The following is a 15,988-nucleotide window of genomic DNA, read 5'->3' on the forward strand; positions in this document are numbered from 1 at the left end:
TGGCCGCCGGTGGTCGCCCGAGCGGGTCAGGCCGCGCGCAGACGGATGCCGTGGTCGCGCGGCCGCTGAGGTCCGGTCCGTGGCCGCGTGGGTCAGTTCCCGCGGAACGGCGGGTGAATACGTTTCCTTCAACGCCCGTGAAGGGCACCCCCGCGAAGCGGGATGAACGAGGAGGCGGGCGCGTGAAGGAAAGCCAGTTCGATACGTGCGTGATCGGGGCGGGACCTGCCGGGCTGGCGGTCGCCAGGGCACTGGCGGAGCGCAATCTGCCGTACACGCACCTGGAGCGGCACACCGGGCTCGGCGGTATCTGGGACATCGACAATCCCGGCAGCCCGATGTACGAGTCCGCCCATTTCATCTCCAGCAGGACCCTGTCGGGATTCGGCGGTTTCCCCATGCCCGACCACTTCGCGGACTACCCGCCCCGCCGGCAGGTCCTGTCGTACCTGCACTCCTTCGCCGAAGCCTACGGGCTGACGGACCGCATCGAGTTCGGCGTCGAGGTCGAAGACGTCGAGAAGAACGCGGACGGCACCTGGACGGTCACCCGGGCCGACGGACGGCAGAGCGTGCACGGGCGGGTGGCCGTGTGTACGGGCTCGCAGTGGCACCCCAACGTCCCCGAACTGCCCGGTGAGTTCAGCGGGGAGGTCCGGCACGTCGTCGGCTATCGCAGCGCGGAGGAACTGCAGGGCAAGCGGGTCCTGGTCGTCGGCGCGGGGAACTCCGGCTGCGACATAGCCTGCGACGCGGCCCGGACCGCGGACCACGCGGTGATCAGCATGCGGCGCGGGTACTGGTTCATCCCCAAGCACGTGTTCGGCCGGCCGGTGGACACCCTCGCCAACAGCGGTCCGCACCTGCCGATGTGGCTGGCACAGCGCGTCTTCGCCGGACTCCTGCGGATCATCAACGGCGACCCGACCCGGCTGGGGCTGCCGAAACCGGACCACAAGCTGTTCGAGACCCACCCGGCCATCAACTCGATGCTGATCCACCACCTCCAGCACGGCGACATCACCGCCAGGCCCGGGATCGCCCGCACCGAGGGCAGGACCGTGCACTTCACCGACGGCACGAGCGACGACTTCGATCTCGTCCTGCTGGCCACGGGCTACGTCCACAAGGTGCCGGTCGCGCAGCGGTACTTCGGCGACGAGCAGCATCCGGACCTCTACCTGTCGTCCTTCTCGCGCCGGCACGAGGGTCTGTTCGGCGTCGGCTTCATCGAGACCAACGCCGGTGCGTACCAGCTCTTCGACTCCCAGGCGCAGCTGATCGCCGGGTACATCCACGACGCGCGGCACCGGCTGCCCAACGCGGAGCGGTTCACCCAGAGGATCCGCTCCGACCGCCCCGATCTGTCCGGCGGGCTGAAGTTCGTCGACTCGCCCCGCCACACCGGCTACGTCGACAGCGGGGCCTTCGTGAAGTACCTGGGCAAGGTCGCGGGCGAGATGGGCTGGCGCACCGAGGGCCTGCCGCCGCGCGCACCGACCCTGCGGCCCGCGGAGGCGACGGCATGAGCGGGTTCGACTTCACCGGCAAGGTCATGCTGGTGACCGGTGGCGCGGGCGGCATCGGCAGCGCGCTGTGCCGTCGCTTCGCCTCCGGCGGCGCCCGTTGTGTCGTCGTCGACATCGACGCGGCGCGCGCCATGAGGGTGGCGGCAGACCTTCCCGGCGCCGGGCATACGGGCATCGGCTGTGACCTGACGGACCGCGCCCAGGTGGAGCGGTTGTTCGAGGTGGTCGCCGAGGACCACGGTGGCCTCGACGTCCTCGTCAACAACGTGGGCATGACGAGCGCGGAACGCTTCGACGTCCGCAGCGTCGAGAGCATCGAGCGGGAGATCACCCTCAACCTGACCTCACCGCTGGTCGCGACCCGGATCGCCATCCCCCTTCTCCTGGCCTCCCGGGACGCCCGGGTGGTCACGACCGTCTCCCTCGGCGGGATCTTCCCGCTCGGCGAGACCCCCATCTACACGGCTTCCAAGTTCGGGCTGCGGGGCGCGATGCTGGCCATCGGGCTCGACCTCAGGAGCAAGGGCATCCTGGCCGGGTCGGTACTCCCGTCGGCCACCGACACCCGGATGCTGCGGCAGGAGGCTGTGGACGGCGGCAACTCCATGCAGTTCCAGGACCCGCCGCAACAGCCGGCCGATGTCGTGGCGGCCGTGGTGAGCCTGCTGGACAGGCCCCGGCTGGAGGCCTACCCCCGGCCCGCCGAGTCCCGTCTGGTGCGGTTCGCGATGCTCATGCCGAACCTGCTGCCCCGGATCTTCCCGCTGTTCCGCAAGCGCGGTGACCGGGGCATGGCCCGCTATCTGGAGGATCTCGGCCGCCGCGGACTGGCCCGCCGGACCGATGGGCGCTGGGAGCTGGTGGAGGAAGCATGACCAAGAACGGGACGACCCGGAGCCAGACCAGTACCAACGAGTTGCTGCAGGTCGTCAACCCCGCCACCGGGGAGCCGATCACCACCCTGCCCGCCGCGAGCGCCGACGACGTCGCCAAGGCGGCCGAGCGGGCCCGGCGTGTCCACGAAGCCGGGGTGTGGTCGCGGCTGGCGCCCCGGGAGCGCGGCGCGGTGCTGCTGCGGCTGACGGACCTGATGGAACGCGACGCCGAGGTCCTTGCCCGGCTGGACAGCGAGGACGCCGGCAAGCCGATCACGGAGTGCCGTACGGGCGACGTACCGGGGGCGATCGAGTCGATCCGCTGGTTCGCCGAGGCGGCCGACAAGGTCTTCGGCCGGCTCGCGCCGGGCGGGCCCGACGGTCTCGGTCTCGTCAGCCGCGAACCGGTGGGGGTCGTCGCGGCGATCCTGCCGTGGAACTACCCGCTCGCCATGACCGCCTGGAAGGTCGGACCGGCCCTGGTGGCAGGCAACTGTCTGCTGGTCAAGCCCGCCGAGGCGACGCCGCGCTCGGCCCTGCACCTGGCCGCACTCGCCGCTGAGGCCGGCTTGCCCGACGGGGTGCTCACGGTACTGCCCGGACACGGCCGGGAGGCCGGCGCTGCCCTCGCCCGTGACCCTCTTGTGGGGGCGCTCTCCTTCACCGGGTCCACCGCGACCGGCCGCCGCATCCTCAAGGACGCCGCCGAGAGCAACTTCAAGCGCGTCTCGCTGGAGATGGGCGGCAAGAGCCCCCAGGTGCTGATGGCCGACGCGCTCTCCTACGGCGACGAGCTCGTCGACAACATGATCGAGGCCGCGTTCCTGACGATGGGGCAGAACTGCACGGCCGGTTCGCGTGTCCTGGTTCACCGCAGTATCGCCGAGGAGGTCCTGGAGCGGTTCACGGCAGCGGCGAAACGGCTCGTCATCGGGGATCCGGGCGACCCGCGCACGCAGATGGGGCCGCTCATCGACCGCACTGCTTTCGACCGGGTCGCCTCAGCCGTGGAGGCCGCGCGGTCCGGCGGAGCCCGGATCCACACCGGGGGACTGCCCCACGGGCTGCCTCCGCACGGCGCCTACTATCCACCCACCGTGATCACCGGAGCCCCCGACGGCAGCGACGTCCTCACCAAGGAGCTGTTCGGTCCGGTCGTCACCGTCCAGACCTTCACCTCCGAGGACGAGGCGGTACGCGGGGCCAACGCCTCCGAGTACGGGCTCGCCGCGTCGGTCTGGACCCGTGACCTCGACACCGCGCTGCGGCTTGCCCGCGGCATCGAAGCCGGTGTGGTCTCCGTCAACGCCTACAGCGAGGGTGACATCACCACACCGTTCGGCGGCTGGAAACAGTCCGGATTCGGGGGAGCGGAGAAGTCCACCAACGCCTTCGACCAGTGGACCCGGGAGAAGACGATCTGGATCCGCACGCGCTGACCTCGGCCTCAGCGGCGATCCGCGCGCATCCGTTCCCGCAGCCGGACCGGGGAGGCGCCGTGCCAGCGGTGCACCGCGCGGCGCAGCGCCCGTTCGTCGGAGAATCCGGCCCGGCGGGCGACGTCACGCAGTGTCAGTTCCGGGCGCAGCAGGAGCTGTTCGACGCGTTCCCGGCGTACTCCCTCGACGAGTGCCTCGTACGTCGTGCCGCAGTCGGCCAGCCGACGGCGCAGCGTCCGTTCGCTCGTCGCATGCCGCCGCGCCTGCTCAGCGAACGACGGCACCACCGGCAGGCCCTGCGCGATGGAGATCTCCAGTACCTCCAGCAGATCCTGCTGGTCACGGCGGGAGGTCATGTGCGCGTCGAGCAGCTCCAGCGTCGACGCATAGCTCACCGGATCCCGGCCGGGCATCCGGAAACGGGCCCACGCAGGGTCGAAGACCATACGGTTGGCGGGGGCGCCGAAGCGGACCGGACAGCGGAACAGGGCCTCGTACGAGCCGAGTTGGCGCGGAGGCGGAAAGCAGAACTCCACCGCCCTCGGCGAGAAGGCCGGGCCGACGGCCAGCCGGGACGTGGTGACCACGGAGGCGAACGCCTCCTCGCTCAGGAAGGAGGCAACGGCCGGGTCCATGGCGGGGTCGGGAAGATCGGCGCGCAGCACGAACGTGTCGTCCTCCTCACTCACAGCGGCCGACCACACCACCATCGCCCCGGACAGGTTCTGGTACTTCACCCCGGTCTCGATGGCGTGCCGCAGCGTGTCGTCGGCCATCAGCGCGAAGCCGAGCAGGCCCCACGCCGTCAGGTGCTGCGCAGCACCGACCTTCAGCCCCAACTGCTCGTCCCCGGTGAGCTCCAGCGCACGACGGATCGCCGCGCTGCCCTGCCGGTACGACACTCGCAGCGCGGCGGAGCGCATGACCGTCTCGTCCAGTCCCATCTGCTTCAGCAGGGGCCGCAGGTCGACGCCGCGCTCGTCGGCGACCATGACGAGATAGCGCAGGATGTTCGGCTGGATCGTCGCCGACGTGCTGCGGCTGGTCCCGGGAGCGTCTGCCGGGCCTGGGGCAAGGGACATCGCACTCACCTTCTTCTCGACGACCACCGTAGGCAGCGGACACCACCGGTCGCACCTTCTGGCCGCCGAAGTCCCCTGTACGGCCCTTGGTGTCCTGAGTCCGCCCTTCGCCGGGGGCCGACGCTCTCCGGATCCAGACGGCCCCCGCACCGCCACCAGGGCCCCGGCACCGCAGCTCCGCAGGCAGGGGCATACCGTGAGGAGTCGAGCACACGAGCCGGAAGTGCACGGGAGCGAGGAGGTCGGGATGGGCAGCCGTACCGCACTGGTCGAGGATCTGATGGAGCGGTTCCCGCATGTGCCACGGGAGGCCGTCTTCAAGGAGGACCTGCTGCGTGGGGGAGTGGCCTTCGACGACTCGGCGCTCAGCGACAATGAGGACGGCGACGTCAAGCCGAAGTCGTACTTCATCTTCTCCTTCGACCACGGGACCCTGCCCGAGCTCGGGGAGGCCGCGCTGAGGCGCCCGCCCGAGGAGATCATTCTCACCGGAGGGCCGTACGACCTGCGGCGCACCGTCGTCTCCGTACGCGTCAATCCCTCCTCGCCCTACCGCGTGGCCGCCGGCGAGGACGGAGTGCTCGGGCTCTATCTCGACGGGAAGCGGATCTCGGACGTCGGGGTGCCGCCGATGCCGGAGTACTACCGGCACACGCTCGCCAACGGGAAGTCCGTGATGGAGGTGGCCCCGACGATCCAGTGGGGCTACCTGATCTACCTCACGGTCTTCCGGGTCTGCCAGTACTTCGGCGCCAAGGAGGAGTGCCAGTACTGCGACATCAACCACAACTGGCGCCAGCACAAGGCGGCGGGGCGCCCGTACACCGGTGTGAAGGACGTCGAGGAGGTCCTTGAAGCACTGGAGATCATCGACCGGTACGACACCGCCAAGGCGTCCACCGCGTACACGCTGACCGGTGGTGCGATCACCTCGAAGGTCGCGGGCCGCGACGAGGCCGACTTCTACGGGCACTACGCCAAGGCCATCGAGGAGCGCTTCCCGGGGCGGTGGATCGGCAAGGTCGTCGCGCAGGCACTGCCGCGTGACGACGTACAGCGCTTCAAGGACTACGGCGTGCAGATCTACCACCCGAACTACGAGGTGTGGGACCGCCGTCTCTTCGAGCTGTACTGCCCCGGCAAGGAGCGCTACGTCGGCCGCGACGAGTGGCACAAGCGCATCCTCGACTCGGCGGAGATCTTCGGCGCGCGCAACGTCATCCCCAACTTCGTCGCGGGCGTGGAGATGGCCGAGCCCTTCGGCTTCACGACGGTCGACGAGGCGATCGAGTCGACGACCGAGGGCCTGCGGTTCTTCATGTCGCACGGCATCACGCCGCGGTTCACCACCTGGTGCCCCGAGCCGACGACACCGCTGGGCAAGGCCAATCCGCAGGGTGCGCCGCTGGAATACCACATCCGGCTGCTCGAGGCGTACCGCTCGACCATGGAGGACTTCGGGCTGTCCTCGCCTCCCGGATACGGCCCGCCCGGGCCGGGGAACGCGGTCTTCTCGGTGAGCTCGTTCATGGACAGTCTGCCGGCGAACGAGGAGGCGTCCGCGGTCTGAGGGACGGGTGTGAGGGAGGCTTGCGCGGGGAGGGTGCGAGGGACCTGTTCGCGCTGGTGGGAGCGAGGATTTGGCTTGATGGGGATGGGGCTTCTGCGGCACCAGAGATAACCGCATATGCAAGTGACGCTTGTCAGTTGTGCGGGCCGCGTGAAAAACTCTGGTCCCCCTTGAGATGTCCCCGCTCAACTGCCGTATTCCCCTCTTGAGTTGACTCCCCTCTTTTTCGGATGCAGGTGAAGTCCCCGCCCATGCCTGACCTGCCGACCCCTCAAGACGCCGCCGAGGCCACGCTGTTCTCGGAGTGCTGGGACGCGGTGCTGTCGTACGCCGATCTGTGCACCGCTGGTTCCCCCGGTGCCCGCCAGCTGGCCTCCGAGGCGTTCTCCCATGGCATACGTGAGGTACGCGCCACCGAGGACAGTGGCGGCAAGAGCTTCGGGCGCCGGTCGCGGACGCCCCGACTGCCCCGAATCCCGTCGTTACTGACCTCCGTACGCCAGACGGCTGCCCGCTGGGAATCGCAGGGCAAAGGGGACCGCCTCGACCCCGAGCTGCGGCTGTGGCTCAACTCCGAGAAAGCGGAACGCTATTCGGGACCGCCACTGCAACGGCCGCTCGCACTGCGCGCGCTCAGGGACATGCAGGAAGCGGACGCGGCGCTGCTCTGGCTGGCCGAGGTCGAGGCGATACCGCTGCCCGCCGTGACCGGCCGACTCGGCCTGGATCCGGAGGGCGCCTCCGAGGAACTCGCCCAGGTGCGCCGCGTGTTCCGCGACCGCTGCCACCGCAACCATCTCGACACCCCGCTCGACGCGGAGTGCCGCAGCTACGCCCGGCTCCTCGACGCGGTCACCCGCTCGCCCGGCGCCGACACCCCCGAGGACCTGTCCCGTCACCTGGCGCGCTGCGTCGAGTGCGCGGAGGCCGCCGCCTGTCTGCGGCTCGGCGGTGGCGGGGTGCCCGCGGCTCTCGCGGGTGGCGTGCTCGGCTGGGGCGGACTGGCGTATCTGGAACGTCGGCGCAGAGCCGTGGAGTCGGGGCTCAGCCGGTCGGGCGCGGACCCGGACGAGGTGGCGGCGCCGCCGGATCCCGAGGAGGCCAAGGCCCGGATCGGGCGCGCCGGGCTGCTGGTCGCGGCCGTCATCGTGTCCATGCTCGCGCTCGTGGTCTCGCTGGGGGCCTTCGACTCCGACAGTGACCCCGTCGCACAGGACGAGTCGGCGTCGGGCCGGCAGCCGGTGGGGGACCAGGTGCCCCCGGCGGACGCCCTGCCGTCCGCCACCACGTCCCCCGCTCCGGAGCCCTCGGACTCCGGGTCGGGCTCGGATGGCGACGGGAACGACGAGACCGACGAGACCGACGAGAACGACGAGAACGACGAGGACACAGACAAGGGCCAGAAGCCTCAGGGCGAGGCAACGGCCTCCCACGAACCCGACGATGATCCCGAGCCCACGAAGCCCGCCTATTGCAAGGCCAGTTACGACCTGGTCAACCAGTGGCCGGACGGCTTCCAGGCCACCGTCACCGTCACCTCCACCAAGGCCCTCGACGACTGGCGCGTCGGCTGGAGGTTCCGTGACGGCCAGCGGATCACCCAGATGTGGGACGGCAAGGCCGACCAGGACGGCTCCAGGGTGACCGCCACCGCCGCCGACTACAACAAGGTCGTACCCGCCGGCGGTAGACTCGCGGTCGGCTTCCTCGCGTCGTGGGAGGGCGAGAACTCGGCGCCGTACGACGTCACGTTGAACGGGCACGACTGCACGCAGGCGAGCTGAAGAGCCTGCTCCGGAGCGACCCAGGGCCCGCTGGGCCGGTCTGGACGGCCGCTCATGCGGCTGCGCGTCCTGGCGATGTCGTGCGCGACGGGCCGCCGGTTGACTCACAGCCATGACACGGAACAACACAGAGAGGCGGCGTACGGCCGCCGGAGGTGTGCTGGTCGCGGCCACGGTGGCCATGGGTCTGATCGCCGGGAGCTTCTACGTCTTCGCCTGCGGCGTGATGCCGGGGCTGGCCCGTAGCGACGACCGCGTCTACGTCGAGGTCATGCAGGACATCAACAAGGTCATCGAGAACCCGGTGTTCTTCCTGAGCCTCGTCGGCGCGCTGCCGCTCACGGGAATCGCCGCCTGGCAACTGCGCTCTTCCGAGAGGCTGCGCGGGTGGGTGTGGGCGGCCCTGGCCGCGTACGCCCTCGCATTCGTCTTCACCGTCATCGTGAACATCCCGCTCAACGACGACCTCGTCGGCGCCGGCGATCCGGCCAGGATCACCGATCCGGCTGCCGTGCGTGAGGAGTTCGAGGACCCATGGGTGGCCTGGAACCTCGTACGAGCGGCGCTGTCGACGCTCGCGCTGGGCTGCCTGGCCCGGGCACTCGTCCTGTACGGACGTATCGCGCGCCCGGCGCGAGCCCACTTGCCCTCGGCTGCCGACTCCGCTTGACTCCGGCCCGTCAGGACGCCAATTCAGCGGCGGAGGACACCATGGAGATCACCCGCAGAGAGCTGCTGTCCGTCCTGTCAGCCGCCGGTCTTCTGCCGGTGATCCCGATCCCCTCGTATCCGGCGAGCGCCGCCGAGGTCGTCGCAGGCAGCGCACGTCTCCTGGCCAACACCGTGGAGGTGTTCGCCGGGACCGTCGAGTCCAACGCCCGGCCGGAGACGGCCGCCAAGCTCGCCGCCATCGACACTGTCGCGCGGACGAATCTGACGTTGATGGATGCGGCGGGCGCGGGCGAGCTCTTCGCCGGTCTGGTGCTCGGCACCGACGAGGCCAACCTCAACACCGCGTTCAGGCGGCTGTACGAGATCGCCCTCGCCACCCGCGCACCGGGCGGCGTCTCCGCGGACCTGTACGAGAACACCGCCGTGCAGCGCCGGGTGATCGACGGTCTCGTCTGGCTGTACGCGCGCTACTACGGCGACCAGTCCAGGGGCTACTACGGCAACTGGTTCCACTGGGAGATCGGTCTCTCCCAGCACATCAGCAAGACCCTGGCGTTGCTCTCCGACGAGGTGGAGGAGTACCGCCCCGACCTCATCCGCACCTACGTCGCCTCGATGGACGCCTACCTCCGCAACGGCGTCGACGGGGACGTGAACCTCGACTCGCGCTTCCACACCGGTGCCAACCTCGCCGACATCACCACCAACCGGATCCTGCAGGGTGCGCTCCTCGGCGACGGCGCCCGTATCCGCAAGGCCCTCACCGACCAGCTGACGGTCTTCGTCACCATCGACCCGTACCACCTCGAACACGGTGTCACGGACGGTCATTACGCCGACGGATCCTTCATCCAGCACGCCTCCGTCGCCTACACCGGCTCCTACGGCAAGGCCCTGCTGACCCGTGTCGTCCAGACCCTCAAGATCCTCGACGGTACGGGCTTCGCGCACGGCGGGGAACTGGTGCCGACCGTGCACGGCTGGGTGAAGAACGGCTTCGCGCCGCTGATCTTCGAGGGCTGGATGATGGAGATCGTCAAGGGGAGGGCGGTCGCGCGGACGAACACCGGCTACACCGATGTCGCGGTGCTCGTCGAGGCCGTCGTCGACCTCTCCTCGCTCGCGACCGGCGCCGATGCCACCGCCCTGAAGAGCTACGTCAAGTACATCCGGTCGACCTCGCCCACCACCCTCGATCCGGCCGGCTTCGTCTCCCCGGTCGGCATCGTGCGCTACGCCGACATCATCGGCGACGCCGGTGTCCCGCCCGCGGACCTCAGCCCCGCCTCGCGCAGCGTCGCCTTCAACGCCATGGACAGGACCGTGCACCGCAGACCGGGGTACGCCTTCGCGCTCGCCCGAAGCTCCGAGAGGATCAGCAATTACGAGTACATGAACGGCGAGAACCTCATGCCCTGGTTCCAGGGCGATGGCGCGTACTACCTCTACCTCTCCGGACAGGACCAGACCCAGGCCTACGGCGTCGACTACTTCACCACGGTCTCGCCGTACGGCCTCGCCGGTGTCACCGCGCCGGTCGAGCGGCGGCAGACGATTCCCGAGCTGTACGGGAAGCCGTACTACGACAACCCCGGCCACCCACTGAACTTCACCTCGTCGTCCGAGTCGCAGAACAAGTACGTCTACTTCCCGCGCGGCACCAACCGGCACTCCGGCGGCGCCGTCCTCGGGGTGTACGGCGCGGCCGGGATGGTGCAGTCCGACGACGTCGCCTTCCGCGACAAGGCGGCGGGCATGCTGCCGGACGACTTCGTGGTGTACCGCAACGCGACGGCGACCAAGTCGTGGTTCCTCCTCGACGAAGAGATCGTGGTGCTCGCGGCCGGGGTCGGCGACAGCGCCGGGCGGGCCGTGACCACGACGGTCGACGCCCGTACCGCCGCACCGGACGATCAGGTCTCCGTCATCGGAATGCTCCGCGACGGCCGACCCTGGACCGGCACGGGCATCGGAGACCTGCACTGGCTGCGCTACGCCAATGCCACGCAGCGGGCCGCCGTCGGCTATGTCTTCCTCGACACCCCGCCGGTGAGGGTCGCCCTGGACAGGGTCACCCGCAGCCGCCGGGTGGTCCGCACCTCGAACCCGGACACCGCGGTGACCCGCAGTGTCTTCGGCGTCACGGTCGACCATGCTGCCGGAGCCCGGCCCACCCGCCTGGCCTACGCGTTGGTGCCGAACGCGGTGGAGACCGGCCTGCGTTCGTACCTGCACGGCGGGCCGCTGAAGGTCCTGGCGAACACCTCACGCCTGCAGGCCGTCATCCACACCGGCCTCGGCCTGACGGCCGCCAACAGCTTCACAACCGGCCGCCACGAGGCCCCTGGGATGCGTATGCGAATCGACGGGCCCGCCTCGGTGATCGTGCGGCGCGAACGCCGTGGCCCGACCACCGTGGCCGTGTCCGACCCGACCATGCACCGGGACACGGTCACCGTCCTGCTCCCAGGCCGGCCACTGCGAGAGGTCACGTCGGACGACGGGGTACGCGTGCGCGCGGTCCACGGCGGAACCCGGCTGGACTTCGACACCCGCCACGCGTACGGACGGAGCTTCACGGTCACGCTGCGCTCCTCCGCATGAAAAGAGCACCGCACAAAAAAGAGTTGGCATCATGCCGGCGCATCGAGCTAGGGTCTCCGTCGTTCCCCTGGCGGCCGGTTGGCCGCTGTCGTCGGCTGAGCAGGATCAGGAGGTGTGACCGATGGCTGTCGTTGAGATGGGCGCTGCCCGCATCCGGAAGTTCATCCATTCCACCTCCGTGGTCGCCGGCTGACCTCTTTCTTCTCCCACGCCACCGCGTGTGTGCCGGGGCCACCCTTGTGAAGGGTTTCCCTTGACTTCCTCTTCTTCTGCTTCTGCCTCGTCCTCTGCATCCTCATCTGCTGCTTTCTCGGCGCTGGCTCCCTACGGCTGGGACCAGGCGTGGTCGGACGAGTTCGCCCCGTACGACGCCGAGGGGCTCGTGGCCGGGCGGGTGATCCGCGTCGACCGGGGACAGTGCGACGTGATCACCGCCGACGGGGTCATGCGCGCGGACACCGCGTTCGTGACGCCGCACGATCCCCTGCGCGTCGTGTGCACCGGCGACTGGGTCGCCGTCGAACCCGCAGGCAATCCCCGCTACGTACGGACGTATCTGCCGCGCCGTGCCGCCTTCGTACGCTCCACCTCCTCCAAGCGGTCCGAGGGGCAGATCCTCGCGGCCAACGTCGACCACGCGGTCGTCGCCGTGTCGCTCGCCGCGGAGCTCGACCTCGGCCGCGTCGAACGCTTTCTCGCGCTCGCCTGGGAGTCCGGTGCGCAGCCGGTGGTCGTGCTGACCAAGGCCGACCTGGTGCCGGACGCGGTGACGCTCGGGCACCTCGTGCAGGACGTGGAGACCAGCGCGCCGGGGGTGCCGGTGCTGCCGGTCAGCGCCACGTTCGGGGACGGACTGGACGTCCTCGCGGCGGTGGTGTCCGGTGGCACGTCCGTACTGCTCGGGCAGTCCGGCACGGGCAAGTCGACGCTCGCCAACGCGCTGCTCGGCGAGGAGGTCATGGAGGTCCAGGCGACGCGTGACGTGGACGGCAAGGGCCGCCACACCACGACGACGCGCAACCTGCTCGCGCTGCCCGGCGGCGGGGTGCTCATCGACACCCCGGGGCTGCGCGGCGTCGGCCTCTGGGACGCCGGGACCGGGGTCGGCCAGGTCTTCTCGGAGATCGAGGAACTGGCCGCCGAGTGCCGCTTCCACGACTGCGCGCACAACGCGGAGCCGGGGTGCGCGGTCCTCGCCGCGGTCGAGTCGGGTGCGCTGCCGGAGCGGCGCCTCGACAGCTATCGGAAGCTGCTCCGGGAGAACCAGCGGATCGTGGCCAAGACCGATGCGCGGTTGCGGGCGGAGATCCGGCGCGAGTGGAAACGGAAGGGGGCGGAAGGGCGCGCGGCCATGGACGCGAAGAGGGGACGCCAGCGGTAGGGGGATCCACCGCGGACCGTGTTTGAGGCGGCACGGACGCGCGGGCCGCGCCCGAGGGCGCGGCCCGCGTTGTCAGCGGTCCCGTCGCGGACCGCGCCCGCTGCTCACAGTCCTCCGGTGTACTCGAAGATGTAGAGCCCGTGGTCGCGGTCGGAGGCGGCGACGTACTCCTTGCCGCCGGACTCGAAGACCTGGGCGCCCCAGAAGTTGTTGCCGCCCTCGTCGATGTAGTGACCCACCTCGACGATCTCGTCGTCGACGATCTTCGCGACGCGCAGACCGGCGGCGTAGTACGAGAAGTAGAGCAGGTCGGCCCGCTGTTCGGAGACGGCCACCTCATGGATGGAGAGGTCGCCGGATCCCGACGCGTGGGCGTCGTCGTGGGCCTCGGGAACGGCGTAGGTGTCCAGCTCGGTGAGCTTGCCTCCCTCGTTGCGGAAGAGGTGGGCGTAGCCCCAGCCGTCGAAGTACGACGAGAAGTTGAGCCGGTCGCCCTTGGTGCCGAGCGCAACCGGCAGCTGCCCGGGGCCCGTTCCGGCGAGGCAGGCCGCGTCGTCGTAGGCCTGGCCGAAGATGGCGAAGCCCTGGCCGCGCGGTGCGACGCCGAAGGTCGGGATGTCTCCCTCGACGCTCATGCCGAGCGTCTGGTCGCAGGCGTCCGTGCCGGTGCGGTTGAAGATGAGTACGGCGTCGTAGCCGCCGGCCGCGATGACGCTCGCGACCTTCTCGGTGAAGGTGCACACGCCGCGCTCGACGACGGCGACGTCCACGGCGTTCGGGTCGCCGGCCGGGACCGCCGGGTCGCCGGGGCAGGCCCGGCCCGCGAAGACCGAGTCGCCGGTGATGGTCTGCCCCTCTTCCAGGCGTGTGGTGTTGCTGCCCTGGCTCGCCGTCAGCCCGGTGCCGTCGGTGAGGTTGCGGGCGGTGAGGGCGTACGGCCCGAAGTCCTCGTCGGCGCCGACGACGTACTTGTTGTCGAGGGTGAACTCGGCCTGGTGGGCGTTGCCTTCCGGCGCGACCTCGAACCCGCTCTCCAAGGCCTCGGGGTCCAGTGCGGCGAAGTCGGTGTCGCCGAGGTAGGTGGCCTTGGTCGGGTCGGTCACGTCGAGGGTGACGTACCCGCCGTCCCAGTAGGAGGCGAGCATGATCTGCCGGCCGCCGATTTCCTTGACGACCATGTCGTGCAGGAAGATCTCGCTGAGGTTGGCGGGGGCGTCCTGGACGATCTGCGGGAACGCCTCGTCGAGGTCGTACTCGGCGATGACCTTGGCCTTCTTCGGGTTGGTGATGTCGACGATGTCGACGTCCGGGCCCTCTTCGTTGTCGACGATGACGGCGTACGCCTTGCTGCCGGCGTCCCAGGCGTAGACGCTGTGGATCTCGTTGGCGTCCTTCTTGCCCTGGCCCATGGCCGTTTTGTCGCCCACGCCCTCCGCGAGCGGGGTGGGGTGCGCCGGGTCGCTGACGTCGTAGATGTTCATGCCGCCGAAGCCGGCGGTGGCCTTGCACTTCTCGTTGTTGCTGACCAGCACGTCCCCGTTGAAGTACGGGGTGTCGATGTGCAGGGTCTGGATGCCCTCGCCCGGTGCGCTGCCCTCCTTGGCCTGGATGAAGGCGACTTCCTTGGGCGTGGAGGGCTTGCGGATGTCCACGACGTGCACGCCGTTGTACTTGCAGGTCGCGCCGCCCCAGGCGGCGAGATAGGCGTGTCCCTTGAACACTCCGACGTCGGCGATCTTCTCGGGCTCGACGTTCTTCAGTCCGAGTTTGCTGACGAGACGGACGTTGTCACTTCCGGCGGGTAGATGGCCCTCGTCACCACCGTGCTGGTGGCTGTGGTGATCGTGAGTGGCCTTGGCGTTGTCGATACCGCCGTCGTCGGCGGAGACACCGTCATGTGCGTGGGCGACACCGGTGAACGAACCGGCGACAAGGCCCGCCGCGGCGAGACAACTCGCGACGCGTACGCGGGATCTCGCTCTGCCCATGGCTCTTCCCATGGCTCTCCTTGGTCTGAGAGTGAAGAGGGCGCGGGGGGCAGCGAAGGGAACGTACTCTGTGTGCGCCTTGTGAGGAAAGGGTTGCGGAGCCGCGTTAACGTGATCTTATTTTCCAGAGACGTCCGACGGGGTGTCAGAGCCCGCTGGGGACACTGCAGTTCGCGAGGCGGCAGCCGACCATGAGGTGGCGCCGGACGAGCCGAGCGCCACGCCCACCGTGACCAGCAGGCTGCCGCCCAGCTGCGCGAGGCCGAAGGCGCCCGTGCCCACCAGGGGCGCGGTGAGGGCCGCGGCCACCGGTGCCACACCGGTGAGCAGCGCCATCCGCTGGGCCCCGATCCGCTGCACGGCGGCGAACCACAGCAGGAAGCACACCGCCGTCACCATGACCGCCTGCCAGGCGAGCGCCGCCGCCTCCACCCCGGTGGGCGTGCGCAGCCAGCCGCTGCCGTCGAGGAGAAGCCCCGCGGCGCCGGCCTCCAGCGCCGCCAGCAGGCACACGCACAGGGAGAGCAGCATCGGGCCCAGCGCCCGCACGGCGGGGCCGATCAGCAGCATCACGGTCACCTCGCCGACCAGGGCCGTCACCGACCAGAGCGCACCGGCCAGGTCCGTACGTCCAAAGCCCTGCACCACCGCCGCGCCCGCCGTCACCACCACGGCCGCGAGAACCGGGCGGGCGGCGGGCCGGCGCCGCTCCACCAGCGGGGTGAGGGCCGCGACGACCACCGGCGAGCAGGCGACCACCACCCCGGGCACCGTCGGCTCGGCGGTGCGCACGGCCTGGAGTACGGCCACGTTCATGCCGACCAGCCCGGTCGCCCCGATCACAGCAAGCCGCAGCCACAGCCGTGCCGTGAGCCGCCGCAGAGGCGACCGGTCGGTGCGCGCGGCGAGCAGACACAGCAGCAGGAACCCGGCGGCGTAACGGACGGACTGCCCACCCAGGTGCGGGAAGTCCGACATCGTGCTGCTCGCCACGAACGAGATGCCGAGCAGGGCGGTGGCCAGCCCGCCGTACAGCGCACCGAGCGCCTGTGGCCGCATCCCGG

11 protein-coding genes are annotated in these 15,988 nt (G+C 70.0%); 8 read left to right on the plus strand and 3 right to left on the minus strand.

Annotated elements, in window-relative coordinates; translation table 11 throughout:
* The first annotated feature begins 182 nt into the window (after positions 1-182).
* Genes ACFYO0_RS19265 through ACFYO0_RS19275 form a run of 3 tightly spaced genes read left to right on the plus strand, consistent with a single transcriptional unit; the run spans position 183 to position 3,843 of the window.
* Positions 183-1,529, plus strand: a complete 1,347-nt coding sequence (locus tag ACFYO0_RS19265; RefSeq protein WP_388677049.1) for a flavin-containing monooxygenase — start codon at positions 183-185, stop codon at positions 1,527-1,529.
* Positions 1,526-2,404, plus strand: coding sequence for an SDR family NAD(P)-dependent oxidoreductase (locus tag ACFYO0_RS19270; RefSeq protein ID WP_388677052.1), 879 nt, complete (start codon positions 1,526-1,528; stop codon positions 2,402-2,404). Before ACFYO0_RS19265 ends, ACFYO0_RS19270 begins: the two co-directional genes overlap by 4 nt.
* Complete coding sequence (locus ACFYO0_RS19275) at positions 2,401-3,843, plus strand: aldehyde dehydrogenase family protein (RefSeq protein WP_388677054.1); 1,443 nt, start codon at positions 2,401-2,403, stop codon at positions 3,841-3,843. Before ACFYO0_RS19270 ends, ACFYO0_RS19275 begins: the two co-directional genes overlap by 4 nt.
* A gap of 8 nt (positions 3,844-3,851) precedes the next feature.
* On the opposite strand, the gene ACFYO0_RS19280 is transcribed toward ACFYO0_RS19275, so the two are convergent.
* Positions 3,852-4,925, minus strand: coding sequence for an AraC family transcriptional regulator (locus ACFYO0_RS19280; RefSeq protein ID WP_388677057.1), 1,074 nt, complete (start codon positions 4,923-4,925; stop codon positions 3,852-3,854).
* Positions 4,926-5,172: 247 nt separating this feature from the next.
* On the opposite strand from ACFYO0_RS19280, the gene ACFYO0_RS19285 reads away from it, so the two are divergent.
* From ACFYO0_RS19285 to rsgA, 5 genes are all read left to right on the plus strand, one after another.
* Complete coding sequence (locus tag ACFYO0_RS19285; protein WP_388677060.1) at positions 5,173-6,495, plus strand: radical SAM protein; 1,323 nt, start codon at positions 5,173-5,175, stop codon at positions 6,493-6,495.
* Between the two features lie 251 nt (positions 6,496-6,746).
* Entirely contained in the window at positions 6,747-8,279 is a 1,533-nt protein-coding gene (locus ACFYO0_RS19290) for a cellulose binding domain-containing protein (RefSeq protein ID WP_388677063.1), read from the plus strand.
* Between the two features lie 112 nt (positions 8,280-8,391).
* Positions 8,392-8,949, plus strand: coding sequence for a DUF1772 domain-containing protein (locus tag ACFYO0_RS19295; protein ID WP_388677066.1), 558 nt, complete (start codon positions 8,392-8,394; stop codon positions 8,947-8,949).
* Positions 8,950-8,990: 41 nt separating this feature from the next.
* On the plus strand, positions 8,991-11,555 hold the full coding sequence (locus tag ACFYO0_RS19300; protein ID WP_388677069.1) for a polysaccharide lyase family 8 super-sandwich domain-containing protein: 2,565 nt from the start codon (positions 8,991-8,993) through the stop codon (positions 11,553-11,555).
* Positions 11,556-11,808: 253 nt separating this feature from the next.
* Positions 11,809-12,936, plus strand: a complete 1,128-nt coding sequence (rsgA, locus tag ACFYO0_RS19305; RefSeq protein WP_388677071.1) for a ribosome small subunit-dependent GTPase A — start codon at positions 11,809-11,811, stop codon at positions 12,934-12,936.
* A 104-nt stretch (positions 12,937-13,040) separates the two neighbouring features.
* On the opposite strand, the gene ACFYO0_RS19310 is transcribed toward rsgA, so the two are convergent.
* Together ACFYO0_RS19310 and ACFYO0_RS19315 are read right to left on the minus strand one after the other, a co-directional pair.
* A complete protein-coding gene (locus ACFYO0_RS19310) occupies positions 13,041-14,924 on the minus strand; it encodes a PA domain-containing protein (protein ID WP_388677073.1) in 1,884 nt (627 codons plus the stop codon).
* A 117-nt stretch (positions 14,925-15,041) separates the two neighbouring features.
* Positions 15,042-15,983, minus strand: a complete 942-nt coding sequence (locus tag ACFYO0_RS19315) for an EamA family transporter (RefSeq protein ID WP_388677076.1) — start codon at positions 15,981-15,983, stop codon at positions 15,042-15,044.
* Positions 15,984-15,988: the final 5 nt, after the last annotated feature.

It is taken from the genome of Streptomyces sp. NPDC006365, from assembly GCF_042870755.1.
Classification (GTDB): Bacteria; Actinomycetota; Actinomycetes; order Streptomycetales; family Streptomycetaceae; genus Streptomyces; species Streptomyces xiangluensis.

What these genes read in the sequence shown, in the direction of transcription:
- ACFYO0_RS19310 (WP_388677073.1), bottom strand. Translation starts at nt 14,924, where the DNA reads ATGGGCAGAGCGAGATCCCGCGTACGCGTCGCGAGTTGTCTCGCCGCG.
- ACFYO0_RS19270 (WP_388677052.1), top strand. Translation starts at nt 1,526, where the DNA reads ATGAGCGGGTTCGACTTCACCGGCAAGGTCATGCTGGTGACCGGTGGC.
- ACFYO0_RS19295 (WP_388677066.1), top strand. Translation starts at nt 8,392, where the DNA reads ATGACACGGAACAACACAGAGAGGCGGCGTACGGCCGCCGGAGGTGTG.
- ACFYO0_RS19285 (WP_388677060.1), top strand. Translation starts at nt 5,173, where the DNA reads ATGGGCAGCCGTACCGCACTGGTCGAGGATCTGATGGAGCGGTTCCCG.
- ACFYO0_RS19300 (WP_388677069.1), top strand. Translation starts at nt 8,991, where the DNA reads ATGGAGATCACCCGCAGAGAGCTGCTGTCCGTCCTGTCAGCCGCCGGT.
- ACFYO0_RS19290 (WP_388677063.1), top strand. Translation starts at nt 6,747, where the DNA reads ATGCCTGACCTGCCGACCCCTCAAGACGCCGCCGAGGCCACGCTGTTC.
- ACFYO0_RS19315 (WP_388677076.1), bottom strand. Translation starts at nt 15,983, where the DNA reads ATGCGGCCACAGGCGCTCGGTGCGCTGTACGGCGGGCTGGCCACCGCC.
- ACFYO0_RS19275 (WP_388677054.1), top strand. Translation starts at nt 2,401, where the DNA reads ATGACCAAGAACGGGACGACCCGGAGCCAGACCAGTACCAACGAGTTG.
- ACFYO0_RS19280 (WP_388677057.1), bottom strand. Translation starts at nt 4,925, where the DNA reads ATGTCCCTTGCCCCAGGCCCGGCAGACGCTCCCGGGACCAGCCGCAGC.